This window comes from Bradyrhizobium sp. HKCCYLRH3099 (assembly GCF_051167855.1).
In the GTDB taxonomy this organism is placed as follows: Bacteria; Pseudomonadota; Alphaproteobacteria; order Rhizobiales; family Xanthobacteraceae; genus Bradyrhizobium.
In genome coordinates, this window is the sequence record NZ_JBNPTW010000011.1 from 167,030 (window position 1) to 188,705 (window position 21,676).

Below are 21,676 nucleotides of genomic sequence, written 5' to 3' on the forward strand. Positions count from 1 at the left end.
GATCACTTCGCCTTGGTGTGCTTCAGCGACAGATCCTCGGGGCTGTAGAACAGCTCGAACAGCTTGCCGCCCTTGACCCCGTAGACCTCGTAGCAGGAGCCCTCGATCTTGGTCTGGCGAACCTCGTAGCCCGCGGCCTTCGCCTTCGCCTCGGCCTCGGCGGTGGTCTTCCACGACGCCTTGTCGAGCTTGGTGCAATCCTTGTAGCCGTCGGCGAGCGCAGCGGAGCCCGATGCGAGACCTGCCACCGCAGCAACGACCATGATCTTGATGAGCTTCATTATCAAATCCTCCTCGAAGTCTGCGCCATCGGCGCCTGGAGCGCTCAATGCGCAGCCCTACAAAGGGAGGGAGATTTCAACGAAACTTGGACGCCGCGATCGGCCGCGGCTGACGCCGAAGACGTGAGCCGGGCCGCAATCGGTCCGCATGCGGCCGCATTGTCGCTGGCCGGCGGACCCAACTATGCTGCAGTTGAGTTCGAGATATGATCGGGGATTGCCAATCGTTCCGACCGCACCACTCCGTCCGAATCTCCGCGCCTTGCAACTGACATTGAATCGCAAGGCTCTATCAGGAGCCGCGCGGGAGGCGTGCACACGACGCGCACAGACGACGTGTTCAGCGGCGCCGACGGCACCACACTGCTGCCGGATTGCGGCTGTGTCGACGGTGCGGCGAAAAGGGCGCCGAACGCCGCAGCGCTGCGACGTTACGCCTCAAAAATTTTTTCTCAGAGCTGATCAGCCGGCAATTGCACGGGCTCCGCGGACGATGATCACAGTAGAGATGCGCGCGCTCGACATCCGTCAATCGTCGCACGGATGTGCGCACGCGACGCAAATCGCCGCTGCCGGGTCCTTTGCCGGCGCGGAGCGAGAATCCGGATCACGGATCTCAGCAAGGGCACGAATTGCCGGATCGGCCGGCGACCACACGCCTGTATTGGCGGGCGCCCATGCTTCCTGGCGAGGCACGCGGCCATTGCCAGGCGAGCCGCGTTGCTCTCAACGCGACCGCGTCACGCCGTGCGACGCGCGTGTCAGAACGACGTCTCCCGCCAGCGCGCCAGGCATCGATCAGGCGGGCGGCAGACAGCCGCGCATCATGGGAGAAAACAGCCGGTCGCGGGCGCCGTCACTTCGCCCCGGTCAGCACGCGGCTGATGAAGTCGGAGCTCTCCGGAGATTTGGTCATGTCCGCGGTCGGCTCCGGCGCAGACTGCAGCTCGAGCGGAGCCGCCGCACGGCTCTGCAGGCGGCTGCGCGGGTTGACGCTGCGGGTCGTGCGCGCCTCCTGCTCACCGTTTGGGCGCGCCACCGTGATCATGATCTTCTCGGAGACCACGGGAGGATCGAAGTTGAGATGCTTGGAGTCGCCCATGACGAGCTGCAGCGTGTGCTTGCCGGGCGACAGTTCGATCCGGGCCTCGGTCTCGCCCGCCGCGTAGTGGATGTGCTTCTTGTCGCGCGGGATCTCCTCGCCGGCCTGCATCGTGTCGTCGACGTCGATCAGCAGATGATGATGGCCGCTGCCGGCGAACTCGTCGCCGGCGTGGGTGATGCCCATGTTGCGCAGCCCGAAGCGGGCGATGAACGGCCCGGAGACGGTCTCGCCGTCCGCCGGCGAAATCAGATAGACGCGGGCATCCTTCGGGGATTTGGTGCCCTTGGCCGCCACCAGCGGCGGCGCGAGTGCGGCGGCGAGGGTCATGATCAGGCAGAGGCGCGCGGGCATCGTCGGCAGCATGCGGATCTCCTATGGTGACAGCGCAACACGAAAGCCGAGGGAGGGATGCCGGATGCGCCCGTCGTAGCGGTCGCGGCTCCCGGCGCGCGCGTCGGACGCGCCGTTCTTCCACGAGCCGGAGCGGATGACGCGGGCATAGCTGCCCTCCTCCATCCAGGCTGATCCATCATTCGGCGCGCCCTTGTAGTTCTTGTGCCAGGCGTCCGCGACCCACTGGCCGACACCACCGCCCATGTCGAACAGGCCGTAAGGATTGGCCGGGACGCTGCCGATCCTCGGCGGCTGATCCTGATCGGCCTCGCTCGGGCCGTTGCAGCCTTTGCAGTTCGCCATGCCCTGGCGCATGCGATCGCCCCACCAGTAGCGGGTGCGCTGGCCGCCGCGCGCGGCATATTCCCACTCGGCCTCGGTCGGCAGCCGGAACGACTTGCCGGTCGCCCTCGATAGCCAGGCGAGATAGGCCTGCGTATCGTCGTAGCTCACATTGGTCACGGGACGATCATCCGCACCGGTGGCGATGTCCGGACAGCTCGCAGCCGCCACGCACTGCTTCCATTCACCGACCGTCACCGGGTGCTTGCCGAGCGAGAACGGCCGCACGCTCACCTGATGGACGGGCTGTTCGGACTCGTCGTCACCGCCCATCGCAAAGCTTCCGCCGGCCACGGTCACGAGTTCGGGCACGCGTAGCTTCGGCTCGGGTTCGGAGAGCGGCAGCGCGCGCGGAGCGGCGAGCGTCTCGGGCGGCTGCGCCGGCGCCGTTTCCATGCCCGTCGCAGCCTGCCGCGACGGCGCGAATGAGTTCGATGCCGAGCGCGTGGAGTCCTGCGGCGCGGTCTCGACCAGGATTCGACGCGGGGACGGCGGCGGCGCCGCCGACTGCGCCTCGCGCGGCGCGGTGGACGATCCCGTCAGTCCCAGCGGCGGCTGGATCAGCAGCTTGATCTGACGCAGCGGCAGCATCACGCCGCCGAGAAACACGATGGCGAGAACCACGATGCCGATCGCGCCGCGGACCAGCTTCTTGCGCGTGCCCGCAAACGGTGCGAACAGCGCCCGCCACCAGCCGCCGCTGGCCGCGTCGTCCTGATCATCGTCCCATCCATCGCTCACAGACGGCGCCGGCACGGGCAGGCTGCGCGATCGCACCGGCGCAAGCTCGGGCGACGGTTCGGCGTGAACAACGCGCTCCGGCTCTCCGGCGCCCCACTCGGCGTCGAGCGACTGCTCGAGCGCGCCGCACATCATGAGCAACAGCCCGCCCTGGCTGTTACCGGTCCAGCGTTCCTGCACCTCGGGGCACTCGACCTGATCCTCGACGCGCTGGAAGCTCGGCGGACGCATCGGGCTGAGCGAGACCTCCACGGTGCGGCCACAGCGCCGGCAGGCGACCGCGCGCGAATCCGGCGGGAGCGCATCCTCGGCGAGCCTGGGAGCCCGCAGCCACTGCAACGCTGAACTCTCGCTCATGCTGTCCTCGCCTTGGTGGAGGCCCCCAGCCCCTTTACTGACCCCAGCTCGCGAACGCGTCCTTGAACACGCGGTCGCCATCGGCCCCCTTCTCGATCGACAGCAGCGCCCGATTGCCGCCCTCGTAGACGATCGGGATGTCGAACCACTGCTTGGCCTTGAGCAGCATCAGATTGCGCTTGGTGTCGACGTCGTTGGCGGACAGCGCGACCATGAAGAATTTCGGCGTGACCCGGGCGGTCTGCGTCACCAGCGCCGTGCCGCGCTCGGACTCCTCACCCTTGAGGCCGATGCCCCGCAGGCTCGTCAGGCCGCTCACCGACTGATCCAGTCCGTCGAATTTGAGCTCCATGATATGGCTGGCCGGCATCTCCATGTCGGCGTTCCGCCGCAGCGAGAGCGTGACCTTGGTGCCATTCTCGATCTCGATTTCTCCCTTGATCGCTGGCGCCGCATCGAGCCGCGGCCCCCTGCTGGGTTCGACGGACCAGGTCACCTTGCCGGGGAAACGCTTGCCTTTCGGATCCTGCGGATCCTCGTGATAGAGGAATGCCTGACCGGGCATGCTGACCGGCACGCTCATGCCGACCGTGGTCGGCTCCTCGGCCGCCGCAGCGACCACAGGCTTGCCGTCCGGCATGATCCGCTCGGCATTGACCTTGCGCGGACCGGGCTCGTTGGGCAGAGCCGCCGTCGCGCCGCTCAGCGACACCTGAACCCATTCCGACGCGCGCTCCCAGGAAACCGCCGCACCGATGATCGCGAGCAGCCCCGCCGCGGCCACGGCCAGCACACGCCGGCTGGGCAGACGACGGCGCGTGACCGCGGTGCTCTGCTCCGACTTGAAGGCTGTCTCGAGCAGCGAGGGATGGATCTTGATCTCTTCGGGCGGCGCCGCGGGAGCTGCCGCCTCGGGCTGTTTGGTCTCCGGCACGACAGCAACGGCAATCGGCTTGGCGACGCTCGCATTGCCTGCATTGACGGGCTCCGCCGGCTCGGCGGCCGCGGGCGTCACTGCACCCTCTGCGGCGATCACCACCGGCGCAACCTCGCGCGGCGCGGGCTCCGACGGGCGGGCGGCTTCCACGATCGGCACCTCGGCCGCGGCCACCGCGCGCTGCTCGCTCGCCGCCGGCTTCACGGCGATCGGTAACTCGGGCAACGCCGGCGGCGTCGCAGGCGCGGACCTGATCTCCTCCGCCGACGGACGCCGCGGACGCTGGCGCAACACGCGCAGCTCCGGAGACGGCTTCGCGGTTGTCGCGCGATCCTCGTTCGGTTGCGGGGCCGCACGGTCGCGCGCAGGGCTTGGCGGCGCGGCGCTGTCAGAGCCGCCACGACGGGCCATCGAGAGATATTTCGCGACGGTCGCGATCTCCTCTTCGAGCGTATGCGTCGTGCTGACCGGCCGCGGCGCCATGCGCCGCTTCGGTGCCGGTGCCGGCCCCGGCGCCGGCGCGCGCACCGGCCGCGGCCGCTCGGCGACGGAAGCCTCCGCCGGCTTCGCCGGCTCGTCGATCAGGAGCGGCGCCGGCGCGGCAGCCGCCTCGACAAGAATCGGCCGCGCGCGCAGCTCGATCATCCGCTCCGGGAACAGGATCTCGGCAAGATCGCGCAGCGAGGCCCCGGGCATCAGCAGCCGGCGCAAGGCCGGAGGCATGCCGCGCAGCGCCTTCGCATGGCCGCGCCGGGCCAGCCGATCGCTGCGGGCTGCGATCGCGGCCGCATCACGGCGCTCGTCGCTGATCAGGACCTTGCGGGCGCGCAGCATCGCGGCGAGCTCGCGCACATCCGAGCGCGAGGCGCTGTCGACGACCAGCAGATCGAAGGTACCGATCCGCGCCGGCAGCAGTTCGGCGACGCGCCACGCCGGCATGATGTGGCAGGGGATCTCCTCCAGCCAGCCTTCGAAGGAGCTGCGGGCAGCGATCCGCAGACGGCGCGCAGTCGGGCCGGAGCAGGCCGAGGCCATCTTCTGCATCGTGTCGCGGAAGCGCTTCAGCGATTGCCGGAGGGCGCCGCTGGCATTCTGCGCGATGCCGAGCGACATGCGCGCGCCGATCACCACCTCGAACAGCGCCAGGGATCGCTTCTCCAGCCGCAGCCGCTGCGCCGCGAGATCATGGAGCAGTTGGCGCTCCTCGGGATTCTCGATCCGCTTGAGGACCGCCAGATTCCACGCGCTCACCCAGTCCGCGAGTGTCGCTTCTTCCTTGAAAGCATGCTTCGCAGCAGCCTTCGTCGTATCCTTGGTGTCCGCCTCGGCCGGCACGGACCGCAATCGCTGCGCGAGGCTCGGTGCGCCCGCCGCGATGGCCATCCGGCACGCCGTCCTGACCAGTTCGTAGTCGCTCTCGTTGCCGCGGATCGTCTCCACCGCGGCGAGGATTCCCGACCACCGCGCCGCCAGGTCCTGCGCGTCCGTTTCGGCATCGCCGACCAGCGACAGCACGTCGGCCTGGACGGTCGCCGCGAGTTCGCCGGCTCCGGCGAACAATTCACCGAGCCGCGCGAGCTCGACCAACGGCCCGGACACCCGCGTCATGACGGTGCGAATGGCCGCGCCGAAGGCGGTCGGCCGCTGCACATCCGCCACCATCGCGGCGACCTCGCTGTCGGTCATCGACAGCTTGCGGCAGGCATCGACGACGTTGCGGACCGCAAGCGCCGCCGTCACCACGGCGACCTCGACGCTCTTGACGATCTGCTCGAGATCATCGAAGGCGCGCGCCGATTCCAGCTGCAGCGCCGGCGCATCGATCTTCATCGCGATCGACGTCCAGCGCGCGCGCAGCGCATGCAGGTCGTGGCGCCACAGCAGGAAGCGGGCGACGTAGCTCCAATCAGCCGGCGTCGATGGCGCGGCTCCGTCCAGCGTGATGGCATCGACCGCGGTCTTCAGCGCGCGGCGCGACGGCGTGAACCGCGCGAACGGCTTCTCGCCGGCCGCGAGCCGTTCGACCACGCGAATGGCGTCCTTCTTGGTGAAGGCCTCGACCGGCGCCCGCACCTGGCGCCGCGCGAATTCGGCACTTCGTGACAGCTGGAACGAGGCATCGCGCGCCCAGCCCACCACCTTGTCCAGCCCCGCAGGCCCCTCGGTCTTGGCCGTCCCGAGCGGCGACAGCCGGCCGAGCCAGGCTTCCTCGGCAATGGCGCGATGGCCGGCGGCGAGCGCGTCCAGGTCGGTCGCGAGCCGGCTGGTCGCGTCGAGCCCGAAGGTCGCGATCGCATCCAGCGCGAGATCCTCGTCGCGCCCGTTGTCGGACGTGATCGTTGCCTGATGACGCAGCTCCTCATGCAGGCGCAAGATCGCCGCCGTGTCCGGAAGCGCCGCGGTCTCCGGCAACTCGTCGTCGATATGCTTGAGACGATCGCCAAGACGCTCTCGCGCCTCGCGCGCCTTGTCGACCGCGGCGACCAGCGCGTCCGCCCCCGAGATGAGACGCTTGGGCCGGTCCTTGAACCAACCATAGGCATGCGGCTCGCCGACCAGTCCCTTAAACAGGTCGAATGGCAGCTCCGGCAAGCCGCCGGTGAGCCGCAGGTTGCGCCTGACGATCTCCGCGATCTCGTCGTCAAGCGATGTGATCTGGGAGCGCTTCGAGATGATGTCGCGCTCCAGCCGGCCGATCTGCGCGACCTGATCCCGCAGGTTCGCGGCATCGAGGATCGACTGCAGCCGGCCCGCCAGCGCCTCGGCCTTTCTGAGCACGTCCTTGTCGGAGCCCGTCGAGCTGACGGTCAGCTCGCGGACCGGCGGCGGCAGCTTCTCATGCAGCAAGCCGAGCGCGGTCTCGTCTCTGGAGACCACGAGCACGCGCGATCCGAGCGCGAGGTGATGGCAGACGACGTTGACGAGAGCGGCGATGCGGTCATCATCTGCGGCGGCCTGCAGCACGAGGCCGTCCGAGCCGGACAGCTCGCGTACGATCTCGACGTCCTCGGGAGCGGCCGGCAACGGAAAGAACAGATCACCCTGCTCCACGGCGACGGGCTTCGGCGGCGGCGCAATGTCGATCGGGCCGCCGACGATGCCCGACAGATGCCGGCGCGCCGTGGCGTGGCCTCGTCCATCGGACTGCATCAGCAGGGCGCCGACGGCGCCGGTCAAGCAGCATTCGCTCTGCGGCGCGTGCGCAACCGCCGTCTTGAGGCTCTCGATGTCGCGTAGCGCGCGGACATCCGGCCGCCGGCGCGCCGAGATGGTCCAGCGGCCGTTCGCGATGGCCGCGTCCGAGGCGTCCGCCATCGGGCTGTCCGCCGCGCGCGACGGCTTGTGGCCGGTCTGGACGCCGACCGCGCCGATGATCTGCTCGAGATCGAGCGGCGTGAACGGCGACAGCTCGCCGCGCTGCTCGAGCGCCTCGACCAGTCGGTCGGACCTATCGGCCAACGCAAGCGCTGCGTCGGGCACCACCGCCTCCAGCGCCTTGCGGTTGACAGTGGCGCCGACGAAACGCGGCCGCACCCGGACCTCGGCATCGGGGCGCGCAATGACCTCGATCTCCACGGCGCGCTCGAACAGCGGCAGTTCGTAGTCGCGGCCGCTTTGCCGCCATGACGACAAGCCGATGCCCCAGATGATTTCGAGCGCAGGATCGGAAGCCGATGCCGCCGCCAGCTCGCGCAGGCGCTGATGAATGGCCATGGTCCGGCGGCGCTTGCGCTCGGTGTCGGCCCATGCGGTCCAGGGACCGGAGACGTAGCGCTCGATCCGCTGCAAGAGATCGGGGCGCTGCTCGAGGCGCAGCCGTCCGGTCCATACGCCGAGAGCTGCGGCCGGCGAGAAATCCTCGGGACGGGCGTGGCGGGCGAAGGTGAGGCGGTTCTTTTCGATCTCGTCGACCTTCACCAGGATGCTGTCCCGCGGCGATGGACGGCGATCCGGATCCGAGGACAGTTCGACCCAGGCGTCGAGATCGGCATCGATCGCCGGCGGCTCGGTCGCCGCAAGCGCCTCGACGGCGAGCCACACCGGCCCGTCGACATCGAAGGTGTTGAGCACCACGCCGGGCAGGTGCTCCATCTCACCCTGGTCCAGGGCCAAGCCGTGATCATCGGCAAACGGGTGATCCGGCTGCCGCTCGAGCGGGGATGTCTCCGCCCGGATCATCTCCGTCAGACCGCCCAGGACCTCCTGCAGCGGCTCGCCGGCCGTCCGCGTGTCATTCGCGGAGCCTTGCCAAGAGTCTTGCCAGGCGTCGGCCGCCGCCGGGTTGTCCAGGGACGACGCTGCACTTGCACCGAGAGCACCAAGCAGCCGCATGCCGTGATCGCCGATCGTGGCCTGCGCGGCGGACTCGCTCGCCTTGGCCTCATTCGGCCGCATATTCACCAGCTGGCTCATCGTGCAGATCCTTTTCTGAACTCGGCTGCGGCAGTGGCCTGAGGTCGGCGAGCGGCTGACCGACACGGATGGCCCCGCCCGTGATCACGGCGCGCCGGGCGATCGGAGAGTGGGTTCAGACTGGACAAGCTTTCCTCGCTGCAACGTCGATGGAACTCCCGACTCGTTGCGGAGGCGTATGGCGAAGGTAGGTCACATCAATGACCCGACAGGTAGATGAATGTGACGATTCTCGTTCTTGCGGGGATCTCGGGAAAAAATCCCGGGTCGTTTGCTGCGGAAAATCTCTTCTAACAACCCTGTTAGTCTGCAGTTTTTGTCGGGGGCGACATGCAATCGCAGCGGCAAGCTCAGGTTGCGCGCGAATACGCTAGAATGTGTCTAAGAATACTTCTAACGCTCAAGACGAGGCGACGTGACGCTTGACCAAGGCACGATGTCCACGCCGCCGCGTGGCCGTCGCCAAGGTTCAGCCATCGCGCCGTCGCGCATGCGACTCTCGCGTCAAGTACAGCGCCACAAACGCGAGCGCATCGCGTCTTCAGCTTGGCACCGGGTGAAAGCAACGCGGCCCGGTCGGGCGAGCGGCCTTCCCGAAGGAGCGCGTCGGGAAGGACATCCGGCCGTCACGGACCGCACGCGTGGCCGCGAAAGCCGAGCGCTGGACAGCAGGGCCCTGCTTGAAACGCCCCGAAAGCTGAAGTAGCAGTCATTGCAAAGACATCAACGTCGTTCAGACGTCCCCGATCGATGGGCCGGGACTGCATGATTTGGCAACGGATGAGAACGGCCGCCGCATGCAGTGCAGCATTTCTGACGCTGCTGTCAGCGCAGCCGGATGTCCGGGCGCAGTCGTCGGGCACGGCGCGTGAGCCCGCAACGGTCAAGCTGTCCCCGACGCAGCAGAAGCAGATCGGCCTCCAGACGGCGGTGCTGGCCAGGGAATCCCACCCCGAGCAGTTCCGGGCCTATGGCACCGTTCTGGACGTCGCCAGGCTGACCGACCTGACCAACAACTACGCCAACGCCCAGGCGCAACTGCAGACCGCCCAGGCCAGGCTCGACGTCGCCAGGCTCGCCTTCGAGCGCGCCCGCGACCTGGTCCAGTCGGCGGCGATGCCGCGCAAGGACGCCGAAGCCGCGGAGGGCACGTTCCGCACCGATCAGGCTGCCCTGGCCGCAGCGGACTCGCAGGTCAAGACCCTGATGGCGACCGCGCGGCAGGAATGGGGCGCCGTGATCGGAAAGGGCATCATCGAGCGCTCACCCCAGGTGGTGCAACTGATCGAGCGCGAGCAGTTGCTGGTGCAGGTCACGCTGCCGCCCGGCGTGACCCTGTCCGAGCCGCCGCGCCTGGCGCTGGCCCAGGCGTCGACGCGCAACGCCAATATCGAGTTGCACTACCTCTCGCCTGCGCCGCGCACCGATCCGCGCATCCAGGGCGTGAGCTATTACTTCGTCGCGGCCGGCGACAGCGGGTTGCTGCCCGGCATGAACACGACGGCCTATGTTCCCTCCGGCAAGGCCTATCAGGGCGTATTCGTCGAGGACACCGCGATCGTGCAATGGCAGGGACGCGCCTGGGTCTATCTGCGCGCAGGTCCCGAGACCTTCCGGCGCCATCCGATCCGCACCGACCAGCCGATCTCGGACGATGACTACGTCGTGCAGGACATTCCGCCCGGCTCGGAAATCGTGATGCGCGGCGCGCAGGTGCTGCTGTCGGAGGAAGCCAAGAGCGAGCTACGCGGCGGCGGCGACGATGATTGACGGCATCCGTGCGGCCGCCACGGGGCCGCAGGCCGCGCTGGTCTCGTTCGCGATCCGCTTTCGCGGCATGATGCTGGCGCTCGCCTGCACCATCCTCATTCACGGCATCTTCTCGCTGGGCAGCGCCAAATACGCGGTCTTCCCGGAGTTCGCGCCACCGCAGGTGTCGATCCAGACCGAGGCGCCCGGGCTCAGTCCCGAACAGGTCGAGGTGCTCGTCACCCAGCCGATCGAGACCTCGATCAACGGCCTCGCCGGCGTCGAGAGCATGCGCTCGTCATCGATCCAGGGCCTGTCCGTTGTCTCCGTGATCTTCCAGCCCGGCACGGATGTCTTCAAGGCGCGGCAATTGGTGACCGAGCGGCTCACGGTGATCACGAGCGGCCTGCCGCAGGGCGTCCGCGCGCCAGCGATGACGCCGCTGGTGCCGGCGGCCGGCACGGTGCTGGTGATCGGCCTCACCTCCGAGCGGCGCTCGCTGATGGATCTGCGCACCATCGCCGACTGGACCGTGAGCCGGCGGCTGCTCGCCGTCTCCGGTGTCGCGCAGGTCACCACCTATGGCCGGGACGTCCGGTCGCTGCAGGTGCAGGTCCGCGCCGACGACCTCGTCCGCTTCGGCGTCGGCATGAACGATGTCGTTGCGGCGGCGCGCAAAGCTACCGGCGTGCGCGGCGCCGGCTTCGTCGACACCGCCAATCAGCGCGTCATTCTGCAGACCCAGGGGCAATCGCTGACGCCCGATCAGTTGGCGCGCACGGTGCTGCTGCATCAGGGCGGCGCCAGCGTCGTGCTCGGTGACGTCGCGACCGTCGTCAATGCGCCGGAGCCGCCGATCGGCGGCGCACTGATCAACGGCCAGCCCGGCATCATGATGATGATCAGCCAGCAATACGGCGCCAACACACGCAACGTCGCCGCGCGCGTGGAGACGGCGCTGCAGGAGCTGCGCCCCGCCCTGGAGAGCGAACAGGTCAAGCTGCATGCCGACCTGTTCCGCCCGGCCACCTTCATCGATTCCGCGACCCATAACGTGCTCGTCGCGCTGCTGATCGGTGGCGCGCTGGTGATCGTGGTGCTGCTGCTGTTTCTCTACGACTGGCGGACCTCGCTCATCAGCTGCACGGCGATTCCGCTGTCGCTGTTCTCGGCCGTGCTGGCGCTGCAATGGATGGGGCAGAGCCTGGACACCATGACTCTCGGCGGCCTTGCGATCGCGATCGGCGAGGTGGTCGACGACGCCGTCATCGGGGTCGAGAACGTGGTGCGCCGGCTGCGCGAGAATCGAGGCCTGCCGTCGCCGCGCAGCGAAGCCCGTGTGGTCTACGACGCCATGCTCGAAGTCCGCGGCGCGGTCGCCTACGCCACCTTCGCCGTGCTGCTCGTCTTCGTTCCGATCCTGGCTCTGCCGGGCCTCGCCGGCCGGCTGTTCGGCCCGCTCGGCATCGCCTACATCCTCGCCGTGCTGGCCTCGCTGATCATCGCGCTCACCGTCACGCCCGCGCTGTCGATGATACTGCTTGCCGGCAGCGAGACCCGCGACATCCGCGAGCCGCCGCTGGTGCGCTGGTCGCGCCGTCACTACGAGCGGCTGCTGCGGCGCCTCAGCGCCTTTCCCAAGCTGGTGATCGCGGCAGCGCTGCTGGTGACGCTCGGCGGCGCCGGCATGGTGCCCTTCTTCGGCGGCACCTTCCTGCCGGAGCTCCGCGAAGGCCATTTGATCGTCCACGTCGCGACCTTGCCGGGCACGTCGCTGGACGAAACGCTGCGGCTCGGCAGCCTGATCTCGGACGCGCTGCGTGCCGTGCCGGAGGTCCGCAGCGTCGCCCAGCATGCGGGGCGGGCCGAAGCCGGCGTCGATACCGCCGGCACGCATTCCAGCGAGATCGAGGTCGACCTCAAGCCGGGCCTGTCGGGCGATGACCAGGAGCGCGCCGAGCGGCGCATCCGCGCCGCGCTCGCCGATTTCGCCGGGATCAATGTCTCGATCAAGACCTATTTGACGGAGCGCATCGAGGAGACGCTGTCCGGCTTCAACGCCGCCGTCGTCATCAACGTCTACGGTCCCGATCTCGACGACCTCGAGCGCGCGGCGCGCGACATCGCGCGCGAGCTCGGCGAGGTCTGGGGCGCGGTCGACATCCAGCAGCAATCGCCGCCGGGCATGCCGCAGGTCAACGTCACCCTGCGCCCGACCGATCTGCAATCCTGGGGACTCGACGCCGTCGAGGTGCTGGAGCTGATCCGCACCGCCTATCAGGGCGACGTCGTCGGACAGGCCTATGAAGGCAATGTCGTGTTCAACGTGATCGTCAGGCTCGACCCCGATGCCAGCGCGCGGCCGACCGAGATCGGCAACATGCCGATCCGCACGCCGAGCGGCGCCTACATCCTGCTCAAGCAGGTCGCCGACGTCTACGGCACCGCCGGCCGCTACGTCGTGCTCCATCGCAACGGCCAGCGCGTGCAGATCGTGACCGCCAACGTCGCCGAGCGCGACCTGGAATCCTTCGTCGCTGCGGCCAAGCGCAAGCTCGCCAAGGAGGTGAAGCTGCCGCCGGGCGCGCTTGTCGAGTTCACCGGCGCGGCCGAGGCGCAGGCCAGATCACGCCGCGACCTCTTGATGAACTCGCTGCTGGCGACGATCGGGATCGTGCTGCTGCTGTCGTTCGTCACCGGCCACTGGCGCAACCTCGTGCTGGTGCTGCTGAACCTGCCCTTCGCCTTCGTCGGCGGCGTCATCGCGGTCGCCGTGACCGGCGGCGTGCTGTCGCTGGGCTCGATGATCGGCTTCGTCACGCTGTTCGGAATCGCGCTGCGCAACTCGATCCTGATGATCTCGCATTACGAGCACCTGGTCGTCGTCGAAGGCCGCGCCTGGAGCCTGGAGACGGCGATCGCCGGCGCCGCCGACCGTCTGGTGCCGATCCTGATGACCTCGCTCGTCACCGGCCTCGGCCTGCTGCCGCTCGCGCTCGGCGCCGGCGAGCCCGGCCGCGAGATCGAGGGCCCAATGGCCATTGTCATCCTCGGCGGCCTGCTGACGTCAATGGCGCTCAACCTGCTGGTGCTGCCGACCCTGGCGCTACGTTTCGGCCGGCTCGCGCGCGGCGTGCAGGCCCGCGGAGATGTCGCGGCGAGCTGATCGTGGGTGTGAGCCGTCCGCGAGGTTCGCCGCACGTGGCTGCTCGACGCTTCATGCCTTGATCTGGCCTTTTACAATAGCATCGACAATCGAAACGACTACTTGGAAAACGAACAGGGTTGCCGCTGTCGAAAGCGCCAACGTGAGAAGCGCATCGATGAAGCGTCCAAACCCTCCCCACGCCAAGTATCCGAACAGACGGACCTTCCAAACAATTAAATAGCTATAGACCCAAACAATCATCACGTAGAAGCAGAGCTGAACGGCCCAATACAAGTAGGCGTTACCGGTCTTATCAGCGAAATATTTGAGAGCGCCGATAACCGCTAGATTTCTAATTAGGTCGAAGAACCCTTTTGAGATAGTACGACTCAGAGTGACAGCGGGAAGGTGTATGTCATCGGACGGCACAAGAAATCGGCCAACAAGTCCCTTGGTAGCCTCAAAGGGCTGGACGGGCTTCGAAGGGTAGATCCGCTCCACAACGATAGTCGCGGCGATCGCAAAAGCGACTGCAATAGTTCCAAACAATAACGTGCGAGCCGTTTCAGGCTGAAATGGGCTCAGGATTCCTGATTTGATGAGCGTGCCCGCGACTACAAATGGGAGGAGAACGATGACTGTGAAGAGGGCGATTGCCTTTGCAGTGCGAACCACGATCAACGTCCCTTTCTCGGCCTTGAGGCAATTGGCCATCGTGCGCTCAAATCGTGCTGTACGCTTCGTCGCCAGTTGCCGACGCACCCAGCGCGCAGGGCGGATTGGTCGAACGCGAAATTCGCCGATGTGGTCAGGAAATCACGCGTGCTGCCAACTAGGCCGGAGCGGCGGATTGTGCGCCGCTAATCCGCCCCCCGGGCTACTAGCTCTAAAGCACCCAGCCTGGATGTCTCGCAGCGTTATAGAAATCGAGGCATGCCCCCCAGGAGTTCGTCCGAGACGTTCAGATCTTGGAAGCTTGCCGACAAGGCCCGCTATGTAGTTCTTCTCTCCAGCCCAACTCTCTGAGCCAGTGATTAATTCAAGATTCCTACGGTGAATATATGCGACCGCGTCTGCTATTTGAACCAAAGAAGAATGTTGTGATTTCAAAGCGAATGCGGTGTTTACGATCTGATCGAATCTTCTAGCCGGAGTGAGTTCCTCCCACACCGTCTTCTTGCGGAGGGTTCTTCTAGTTTGATAAAGAGGATCAAACCAAGGTGATGCCTCGTGCAGCGAATCCGAGAGATCTGGCATCTCCTTCTTGTTATCGTCAAATATTAGCACGGTAAGGCCTTTATTTTTACGCGACCTCTGCATCTTCTGCTGGATCAAGCAAGAAATATACAACGCCGCGCCGTTCCAATAGCTTTTTTTGAACGGCTGCTCATAGGAACCGCTCAGGGCGGCTTCGAAGTTCTCAAATGAGAATGCGATAGCGAAAATTCGAGCGCACTCCGATGCGAGCGCACAAATATCTTCGAGGAATTTCTTTCGTTCGTCCGCGTCTACTTTACTCCACCCCCCCCCTCTCCGTTGATCATTCTCTGAGTTTTCAGTTCAGTTCGAAGACCGGGATGCTTCGCTAGGATTACTGAAAGCTTTTCGTCAAAGGTCTCCGTATACTTTCGAAGGCGGTAGGCGTCCACGAGCACACCCGCCATTACAAAAACGGAGCTGTGATTCTGCTCGCCCGATTCATCGACGTAAGCAAACTTCATGGACGAGATCCCTATGCTATTCAGGACCGATGACGAGAGTGCTTACAAACAGCCTGTTGAAACCTCCAAAGGTTGTATCAGAAAACCGAGCTCTCGGAAGGAGTGTTTTTGCCAGCTGGCCGCGTTAGTCGGATCGCCTCCCAATCATGAGAACACGCCAGCTCAGCGTCCAGAGATACCGGCTTTGGGTTGCCTCCTTATGTCTGTTCTTCGCCCTTCTCAGACCTTCCGGCCGCCGCCAAAGACGTGGGCCTGCTGGGCTTGATCGGAAATGCTTGTCGAGACTCGGGCAGGCCCGAAGCCAGGCGCACGCGACTGACAAGAACGCCTCTGATGCGATGCGCCGAAAATCTAATTTCACTCACCACCTCAAGCACATCACCCTCGTCCAGTCCTCCCGCGAAAAATATTCCACTTTCGTTTTTCAGAAAAACATGATTGACTCTGCGCATCCCGTCCCGCCATGAGGGGCGCTTCGCGATCGTCACGAGACGTGGGTGCGGGATGCGGTGGGTGCATTGGATCGCAGCGCGAGCCATCGTGCGGACGAACGAGCCCGATGCGCCGGCGAAATCGTAGGGTCCTGGCCTCCCGATGCTGAGGCCAAGCGGATGGCGATGATCCGTCCGTGACGGGGGCAAGACAGCCGGTCCCCGGGGAGAGGACGTATAAGCCGCCCAACCATCGCGCGGGGAATGCCGGGATGTCTCGGCTGAACCTGTGGTACCTGCCGCCAGCATTTTCTTACGCTGGCGGGCCATGGGGGCGGCCAGCTCCCGGCATTCCCTGCGCCCTCTGCTTCGATGAGGGCGAAACGACCGGTACAACTCGGGCGCTCTGGGCGCCGCGAGGCCGAGTCATTGCGTTCTAGAGCATGATGCGAATACGTGGAAAGGCACGATGCTCTCATCGCCAATTTGCCGATGACGACACGGCATGCGCCGCGATTTCAGTCTCCCCCCCTTGCGGGCAGGGCCATGCATGTGGAAATTCCAGGCTGTCGCGACGAACGATCCTGCAAGTTAGTTACTCCGTCATGCCCGGGCTTGTCCCGGGCATCCACGTCGTTCTCAGCATGCCGGTCGACGTGGATGGCCGGGACAAGCCCGGCCATGACGACTTGGAGAGAGACGAGCACAAAACGGCGATCGCCACATGCGATGGCCCTGCCCTCCAGGGAGGGTGACAGCGGGGCCGATCTCGAAGCTCCGCGCGCAAACGCCGGGGGATACCCTGAGGCGATTCCGCAAAAACATATCATGCGCCAAGCAGCCCCCGTCGCCGATGTCGGTGCCCTCAGCGCCGAGGCGGCGGAGAGACGATGGACGTGCCGCATGACGGCGCGCACAGACGCGAGGACTGTCGACCACTGGCCCGATGGATGTCGGCGCCTAACTACCTCAGCCGTTCAGCCGGTCGATGTGCGCCTTGCCGGCCTTCATCACCAGCGGAATGTGGTCGCCCTGGCCGAGCAGGCAGGACACGTCGCGCAGCGGGTTGCCGTCGACCACGAGCAGATCGGCGATGGCGCCGGGCTGGATGCGGCCGAGCTTGCCCTCCATGCCCAGCACCTCGGCGCCGATCACGGTCGCGCTGGCGATCGCCTCGCGGGGCCCGAGGATTTCGGCGCGGATCCTGAACTCGTCGCTCTGCAGCCGCTGCGACGGGCCGAGCAGGTCGCTGCCAAAACCCATCTTCACGCCGGCCTCGCGGTAGATCGACAGCGAGCGCAGGCCGGCGTCGCGGACGTCGGCGATCTTGGCGACGCTCTCCGGCGGCAGGCCGTATTGCGCGCCTTCGTTCGCCAGCGCCTCATAGGTGACAAGCGTCGGAATGACGTAGGCGCCCTTCTCGGCCATCAGGCGCGCGGTCGGCAGGTCGACCAGATTGCCGTGCTCGATGGTGCGCACGCCGCAATTGACGGCGCGGGCGATCGCTTCCGCGGTGTAGGCATGTGCGAGCACATAGGTTTGCCGCCCGCGGGCCTCGGCGACGATGGCGCGGATCTCGTCCTCGGAATAGCCGAACGCGCCGACCGGATCGGTCGGCGAGGCGACGCCGCCGGACGCCATGATCTTGATCTGATCGGCGCCCATCTGCAGCTCCTCGCGCACCGCCTTGCGCACGGCATCGACGCCGTCGGCGACGCGCGCCAGCGCACCGACCCGCACGCAGCACGGACAGGGCGCGTTGTCGGAGAGGAAATCCGTCCGCGCCCGCATGTCGCCATGGCCGCCGGTCTGGCTGAGCGCGCGGCCGGACACGAACATCCGCGGGCCTTCGGTGAGGCCGGTGTCGACCGCCTGCTTCAGCGGATAGCCGGCGCCGCCGGCATCGCGCACCGTGGTGAAGCCCCGCCGCAGCATGCCCTTCAGCAGAATCGCCGAGCGCAAGGTCACCAGCACGTTCGGCATCTGCACCTGCTGGGCGAGGTTGAGCTCGACCGCGATGGCATGGACGTGCAGGTCGATCAGGCCGGGCATCAGGGTCTTGCCCTTGAGATCGATGGTCTGGTCGGCGCCCGCCCGCAGCGGCTTGTCCGAGACCTCCTTGATCAAGTTGCCTTCGACCAGGACGTGCTGCGCTTCGAGCAGATCTGGCTGCAGCGGGTCGAGCAGGGCGGCATTCTGGAACAGGATGGTCGGCATCAAGGTGTCCTCGATCGGAACGGGAAGTCAGTCGGCTTGGCGCGGCGGCCGCAAGCGACGGCAGGCAGCAACGAAGTCATCCCCTATCGCGTCCTGGCGCGGCGAGCCAGCTCAAGCCGGAATACCTGCATCCGCCGCTCCAATCGCCGCTCACCCGATCGACATGAGACTGGCGTTGCCGCCGGCTGCCGCCGTGTTGGTCGAGAGGCTGACCTCCTCCACGAGCCGGTCGAGATCGTAGCCGCCATCCACGCTGCGCCGCGCGACGAGCGGGACGATCGGCCCGGCCCGCGCGGCCAACTCCCGTCCGAGTTCGATGAGTTCCCGCGCATCGCCATCGGAGAGCACGGCTGCCAGCGCATCGACCGTCCGCCAGATCTCCACGGTGATGATGCGCTCGCGCGCCTGACCGGTGAGACCGCCGAGAGCCACCAGCGCCGGGTTCGATCGTTCGACGATCGCCTGATTGCCGGTGGCCAGGATGGCGCCAAGCTGGATCAGCAACGCCTCGTCCGTCCGCGCCAGCGCGGCCACCGCGCCACGCGGCTTGATGCGATAGATGTTCTGCTCGCCGACCGGCCCGTGCAGCTCGATCTCGGCGCCGGCCCACGCGCACGACAGCTGCGCCTCGCAGGCCCGCGCGGCATCGGCATGCCCGTTCGCGCGCAGCCAGTCGAGATAGGCTTGTGCCGCCATGTCGAGCACGCCGACCAGTTCGGGGAGCGGGCGCGGCGGCACGGCCAACAGCCGGCGCAGATACAGCGGGCCGCCGGCCTTCGGCCCTGTCCCCGACAACCCGGAGCCCCCGAACGGCTGCACGCCGACGACGGCGCCGATGACGTTGCGGTTGACATAGATGTTGCCGGCGGCGCTGCGGCTCGACGCACGCGCGATGGTCTCCGTGATGCGCGAATGGATGCCGAAGGTCAGGCCATAGCCGGTGAGGTTGATCGCCTCGATGAGGTCAGCGAGCTGCTCGCGGCGATAGCGCAGGACGTGAAGCACGGGGCCGAACACCTCGCGCTCGACATCGAAGATGTTGGCGATCTCGATGATGGCCGGCGCGACGAACGTGCCGTGCACGGCCTGCGGCGGCAGCGGCAGCCGCTCCACCGCGTGACCACGCGCCTGCATCGTGGCGATATGCGCCTCGAGCGTGCTGCGCGCCTCCGCGCTGATGACCGGGCCGACATCGACCGACAGCGACACGGGATTGCCGAGTTCGAGCTCGCGCATCGCGCCGCGCAGCATCGACAGGATGCGATCGGCGACGTCCTCCTGCAGGCAGAGAATGCGCAGCGCCGAGCAGCGCTGGCCGGCAGAGTCGAACGCCGAGGCGATGACGTCGGCGACGACCTGCTCGGCGAGCGCCGAGGAATCCACGACCAGCGCGTTCTGGCCGCCGGTCTCCGCGATCAGCGGCACCGGCTGTCCCTGCGCGGTGAGGCGTTCGGCGAGCTGTGTCTGGATCAGCCGCGCGACCTCGGTCGATCCCGTGAACATCACGCCCTGCACACGGGGATCACCGACCAGCGCCGCGCCGACACGGCCGTCGCCGGGCAGCAGCTGCAGGACCTCCGCCGGCACGCCGGCCTCATGGATGATGCGCACCGCTTCGGCGGCGATCAGCGGCGTTTCCTCGGCCGGCTTCGCCAGCACCGGATTGCCGGCCGCGAGCGCCGCCGCGATCTGGCCGGTGAAGATCGCGAGCGGGAAATTCCACGGGCTGATGCAGACGATCGGACCGAGCGGGATGAGAGGGTCATTCGCGGCGAGCGCTTCGATCTCATGCGCATAATAGCGCAGGAAGTCGACGGCCTCGCGCACTTCGCCCATCGCGTTCGCGTAGGTCTTTCCCGCCTCCCGCACGATCAGGCCGATCAGGACGGTGCTGCGCGCCTCCAGCGCATCGGCCGCCCGACGCAGGCACGCGGCGCGGGTGCTTGCAGGTGTCGCCGCCCAGCCCGGTGCTACTGCGGCCGCGCGCATCAGCGCGGCCTCAATGTCGGACGGGCTCGCATCCGCGACCTTGCCGACGATGTCGTCGTGGTCGGCCGGATTGCGGATCAATCGCGCGCCTTGTCCCTCGGCGGCGCCAGGCGGACGCGCCGTCCAGCCGCAGGTCACGCTTACCACCAGCCCCTCGGCAAGGTGCGCCAGCGCATTTTCGTCGGAGAGGTCGAGACCGGCCGAGTTCACGCGGGCTTTTCCGAACAGCTCCGGCGGGCGCCTGATCTTGTCATGCGGCGCGCCAGAATGCTCCGCGGCGCGCACGATCTCGACAGGATCCGTGATCAGTTCGTCGATCGACACGCCGGGATCGGCGATGCGGTTGACGAAGGAGGTGTTGGCGCCGTTCTCCAGCAGCCGGCGGACCAGATAGGCCAGCAAGGTCTCATGCGAGCCGACGGGCGCATAGATGCGGCACGGGCGGCCGAGCCGCTCGGGACCGACGACCTCCTCAAACAGCGGCTCGCCCATGCCGTGCAGGCACTGGAATTCATACTGGCCGGGCGTGTAGTCCGGGCCCGCCATCTCCACGATCGACGCCAAGGTGCGCGCGTTATGCGTCGCGAATTGCGGGAACACGGCGTCCGGTGCGGCCAGCAGCTTGCGGGCGCAGGCGAGATAGGACACGTCGGTGTGGCTCTTGCGCGTGAACACCGGAAAGTCTTGCAGGCCGTCGACCTGGGCGCGCTTGATCTCGCTGTCCCAATAGGCGCCCTTCACCAGCCGCACCATCAGCCGGCGCTGCGAGCGCCGCGCGAGATAGATGATCCAGTCGACGACGACGGCGCAGCGCTTCTGATAGGCCTGGATGACGAAGCCGATGCCGTTCCAGCCGGCGAGATCAGGATCGAGGCACAGCGCCTCCAGCAGATCGAGCGACAGATCGAGACGATCGGCCTCCTCGGCGTCGATGTTGAGGCCGATGTCGTAGCGCCGGGCCAGAAGCACGAGCTGCTTCAGCCGCGGCAGCAGCTCGGCCATCACGCGCTCGCGCTTGATGCGCTGGTAGCGCGGATGCAGCGCCGAGAGCTTGATCGAGATGCCAGGTCCCTCGTAGATGCCGGCGCCGGCCGCGTGGCGGCCGATGGCATGGATCGCGGTCTCATAGGCGGCGAAGTAGCGCGCTGCGTCCTCCGCCGTGGTCGCGGCCTCGCCGAGCATGTCGTAGGAATAGCGGAAGCCCTGCGCTTCCCAGCGCCGCCCATTGGCGAGCGCCTCGTCGATGGTCTGTCCCGCGACAAACTGCTCGCCCATCAGTCGCATCGCCAGCGTCACGCCCTTGCGGATGATCGGCTCGCCGCCGCGCGCGATCAGCCGCGTGATCGAGGATGCGAGACTCTCCTCGCTGGCGGCGGCCGTCAGCTTTCCAGTGACGATCAGCCCCCAGGTCGCGGCGTTCACCAGCAGCGACGGGCTGTGGCCGATATGCGCCTGCCAGTCGCCGGTCGCGATCTTGTCGCGGATCAGCGCATCGCGCGTCGCCGTGTCGGGAATGCGCAGCAGCGCCTCGGCGAGGCACATCAGCGCGACGCCCTCCTGGCTCGACAGCGAATATTCCTGGATCAGCCCCTCGACGCCGCCCGCACCGGCCTTGCCGCGCAACCGCAGGACGAGATCGCGTGCGAGATCAGCGCTGCGCGCGGACTGCTCCGGCGTCAGCGCCGCGAGGTCGAGCAGCGGCCCGACACAGTCGGGCTCGGCGCGGCGATAGGCGGAGGTGATCGCGGCGCGCAGCCCGCTCTGCAGCTGAACCTGCGCGGCGAAAGCGGCGAAGGGAGGCGCGGGATCGGACCGGCTCTGTGCTTGCGACATCACCCGTCTCCTGAAGCGA

The 21,676-nt window shown here is 67.0% G+C and carries 11 protein-coding genes; 2 read left to right on the forward strand and 9 right to left on the reverse strand.

From position 1 onward, the window contains the following. Nucleotides 1-2 precede the first annotated feature (2 nt). The 4 genes from ACQR1Y_RS21365 to ACQR1Y_RS21380 form a co-directional block, all read right to left on the reverse strand. A complete protein-coding gene (locus ACQR1Y_RS21365; RefSeq protein WP_434861099.1) occupies nucleotides 3-281 on the reverse strand; it encodes a PepSY domain-containing protein in 279 nt (92 codons plus the stop codon). 856 nt (nucleotides 282-1,137) lie between these two features. Next, complete coding sequence (locus tag ACQR1Y_RS21370; protein WP_434875187.1) at nucleotides 1,138-1,749, reverse strand: DUF4399 domain-containing protein; 612 nt, start codon at nucleotides 1,747-1,749, stop codon at nucleotides 1,138-1,140. A gap of 9 nt (nucleotides 1,750-1,758) precedes the next feature. Further along, nucleotides 1,759-3,219, reverse strand: coding sequence for an SUMF1/EgtB/PvdO family nonheme iron enzyme (locus ACQR1Y_RS21375; RefSeq protein ID WP_434875186.1), 1,461 nt, complete (start codon nucleotides 3,217-3,219; stop codon nucleotides 1,759-1,761). A gap of 34 nt (nucleotides 3,220-3,253) precedes the next feature. After that, entirely contained in the window at nucleotides 3,254-8,569 is a 5,316-nt protein-coding gene (locus ACQR1Y_RS21380) for an AAA family ATPase (protein WP_434875185.1), read from the reverse strand. Between the two features lie 765 nt (nucleotides 8,570-9,334). On the opposite strand from ACQR1Y_RS21380, the gene ACQR1Y_RS21385 reads away from it, so the two are divergent. Together ACQR1Y_RS21385 and ACQR1Y_RS21390 are read left to right on the forward strand one after the other, a co-directional pair. Next, complete coding sequence (locus ACQR1Y_RS21385; RefSeq protein ID WP_434875184.1) at nucleotides 9,335-10,339, forward strand: efflux RND transporter periplasmic adaptor subunit; 1,005 nt, start codon at nucleotides 9,335-9,337, stop codon at nucleotides 10,337-10,339. Then, nucleotides 10,332-13,484: an efflux RND transporter permease subunit gene (locus ACQR1Y_RS21390; protein ID WP_434875183.1), complete on the forward strand. Its 3,153-nt coding sequence runs from the start codon at nucleotides 10,332-10,334 to the stop codon at nucleotides 13,482-13,484. Before ACQR1Y_RS21385 ends, ACQR1Y_RS21390 begins: the two co-directional genes overlap by 8 nt. Before the next feature lie 51 nt (nucleotides 13,485-13,535). Here ACQR1Y_RS21390 and ACQR1Y_RS21395 read toward each other — a convergent pair whose 3' ends face one another. The 5 genes from ACQR1Y_RS21395 to putA all read right to left on the reverse strand — a co-directional run bounded on the left by ACQR1Y_RS21395 (nucleotide 13,536) and on the right by putA (nucleotide 21,657). Continuing rightward, entirely contained in the window at nucleotides 13,536-14,180 is a 645-nt protein-coding gene (locus tag ACQR1Y_RS21395) for a hypothetical protein (protein ID WP_434875182.1), read from the reverse strand. 102 nt (nucleotides 14,181-14,282) lie between these two features. Beyond that, on the reverse strand, nucleotides 14,283-14,942 hold the full coding sequence (locus ACQR1Y_RS21400; RefSeq protein WP_434894314.1) for a DUF3800 domain-containing protein: 660 nt from the start codon (nucleotides 14,940-14,942) through the stop codon (nucleotides 14,283-14,285). 32 nt (nucleotides 14,943-14,974) lie between these two features. Continuing rightward, nucleotides 14,975-15,187, reverse strand: a complete 213-nt coding sequence (locus ACQR1Y_RS21405; RefSeq protein WP_434875181.1) for a DUF3800 domain-containing protein — start codon at nucleotides 15,185-15,187, stop codon at nucleotides 14,975-14,977. 1,400 nt (nucleotides 15,188-16,587) lie between these two features. Beyond that, nucleotides 16,588-17,835, reverse strand: a complete 1,248-nt coding sequence (locus tag ACQR1Y_RS21410) for an amidohydrolase family protein (protein WP_434875180.1) — start codon at nucleotides 17,833-17,835, stop codon at nucleotides 16,588-16,590. Between the two features lie 150 nt (nucleotides 17,836-17,985). After that, nucleotides 17,986-21,657: a trifunctional transcriptional regulator/proline dehydrogenase/L-glutamate gamma-semialdehyde dehydrogenase gene (putA, locus tag ACQR1Y_RS21415; protein ID WP_434875179.1), complete on the reverse strand. Its 3,672-nt coding sequence runs from the start codon at nucleotides 21,655-21,657 to the stop codon at nucleotides 17,986-17,988. Between the last annotated feature and the right edge of the window lie 19 nt (nucleotides 21,658-21,676).

Excerpts from the sequence above, each read along its gene's own strand:
- ACQR1Y_RS21390 (WP_434875183.1), top strand. The coding sequence starts at position 10,332 with ATGATTGACGGCATCCGTGCGGCCGCCACGGGGCCGCAGGCCGCGCTG.
- ACQR1Y_RS21375 (WP_434875186.1), bottom strand. The coding sequence starts at position 3,219 with ATGAGCGAGAGTTCAGCGTTGCAGTGGCTGCGGGCTCCCAGGCTCGCC.
- ACQR1Y_RS21405 (WP_434875181.1), bottom strand. The coding sequence starts at position 15,187 with ATGAAGTTTGCTTACGTCGATGAATCGGGCGAGCAGAATCACAGCTCC.
- ACQR1Y_RS21380 (WP_434875185.1), bottom strand. The coding sequence starts at position 8,569 with ATGAGCCAGCTGGTGAATATGCGGCCGAATGAGGCCAAGGCGAGCGAG.
- ACQR1Y_RS21365 (WP_434861099.1), bottom strand. The coding sequence starts at position 281 with ATGAAGCTCATCAAGATCATGGTCGTTGCTGCGGTGGCAGGTCTCGCA.
- ACQR1Y_RS21395 (WP_434875182.1), bottom strand. The coding sequence starts at position 14,180 with ATGGCCAATTGCCTCAAGGCCGAGAAAGGGACGTTGATCGTGGTTCGC.
- ACQR1Y_RS21370 (WP_434875187.1), bottom strand. The coding sequence starts at position 1,749 with ATGCTGCCGACGATGCCCGCGCGCCTCTGCCTGATCATGACCCTCGCC.
- ACQR1Y_RS21410 (WP_434875180.1), bottom strand. The coding sequence starts at position 17,835 with ATGCCGACCATCCTGTTCCAGAATGCCGCCCTGCTCGACCCGCTGCAG.
- ACQR1Y_RS21385 (WP_434875184.1), top strand. The coding sequence starts at position 9,335 with ATGATTTGGCAACGGATGAGAACGGCCGCCGCATGCAGTGCAGCATTT.
- putA (WP_434875179.1), bottom strand. The coding sequence starts at position 21,657 with ATGTCGCAAGCACAGAGCCGGTCCGATCCCGCGCCTCCCTTCGCCGCT.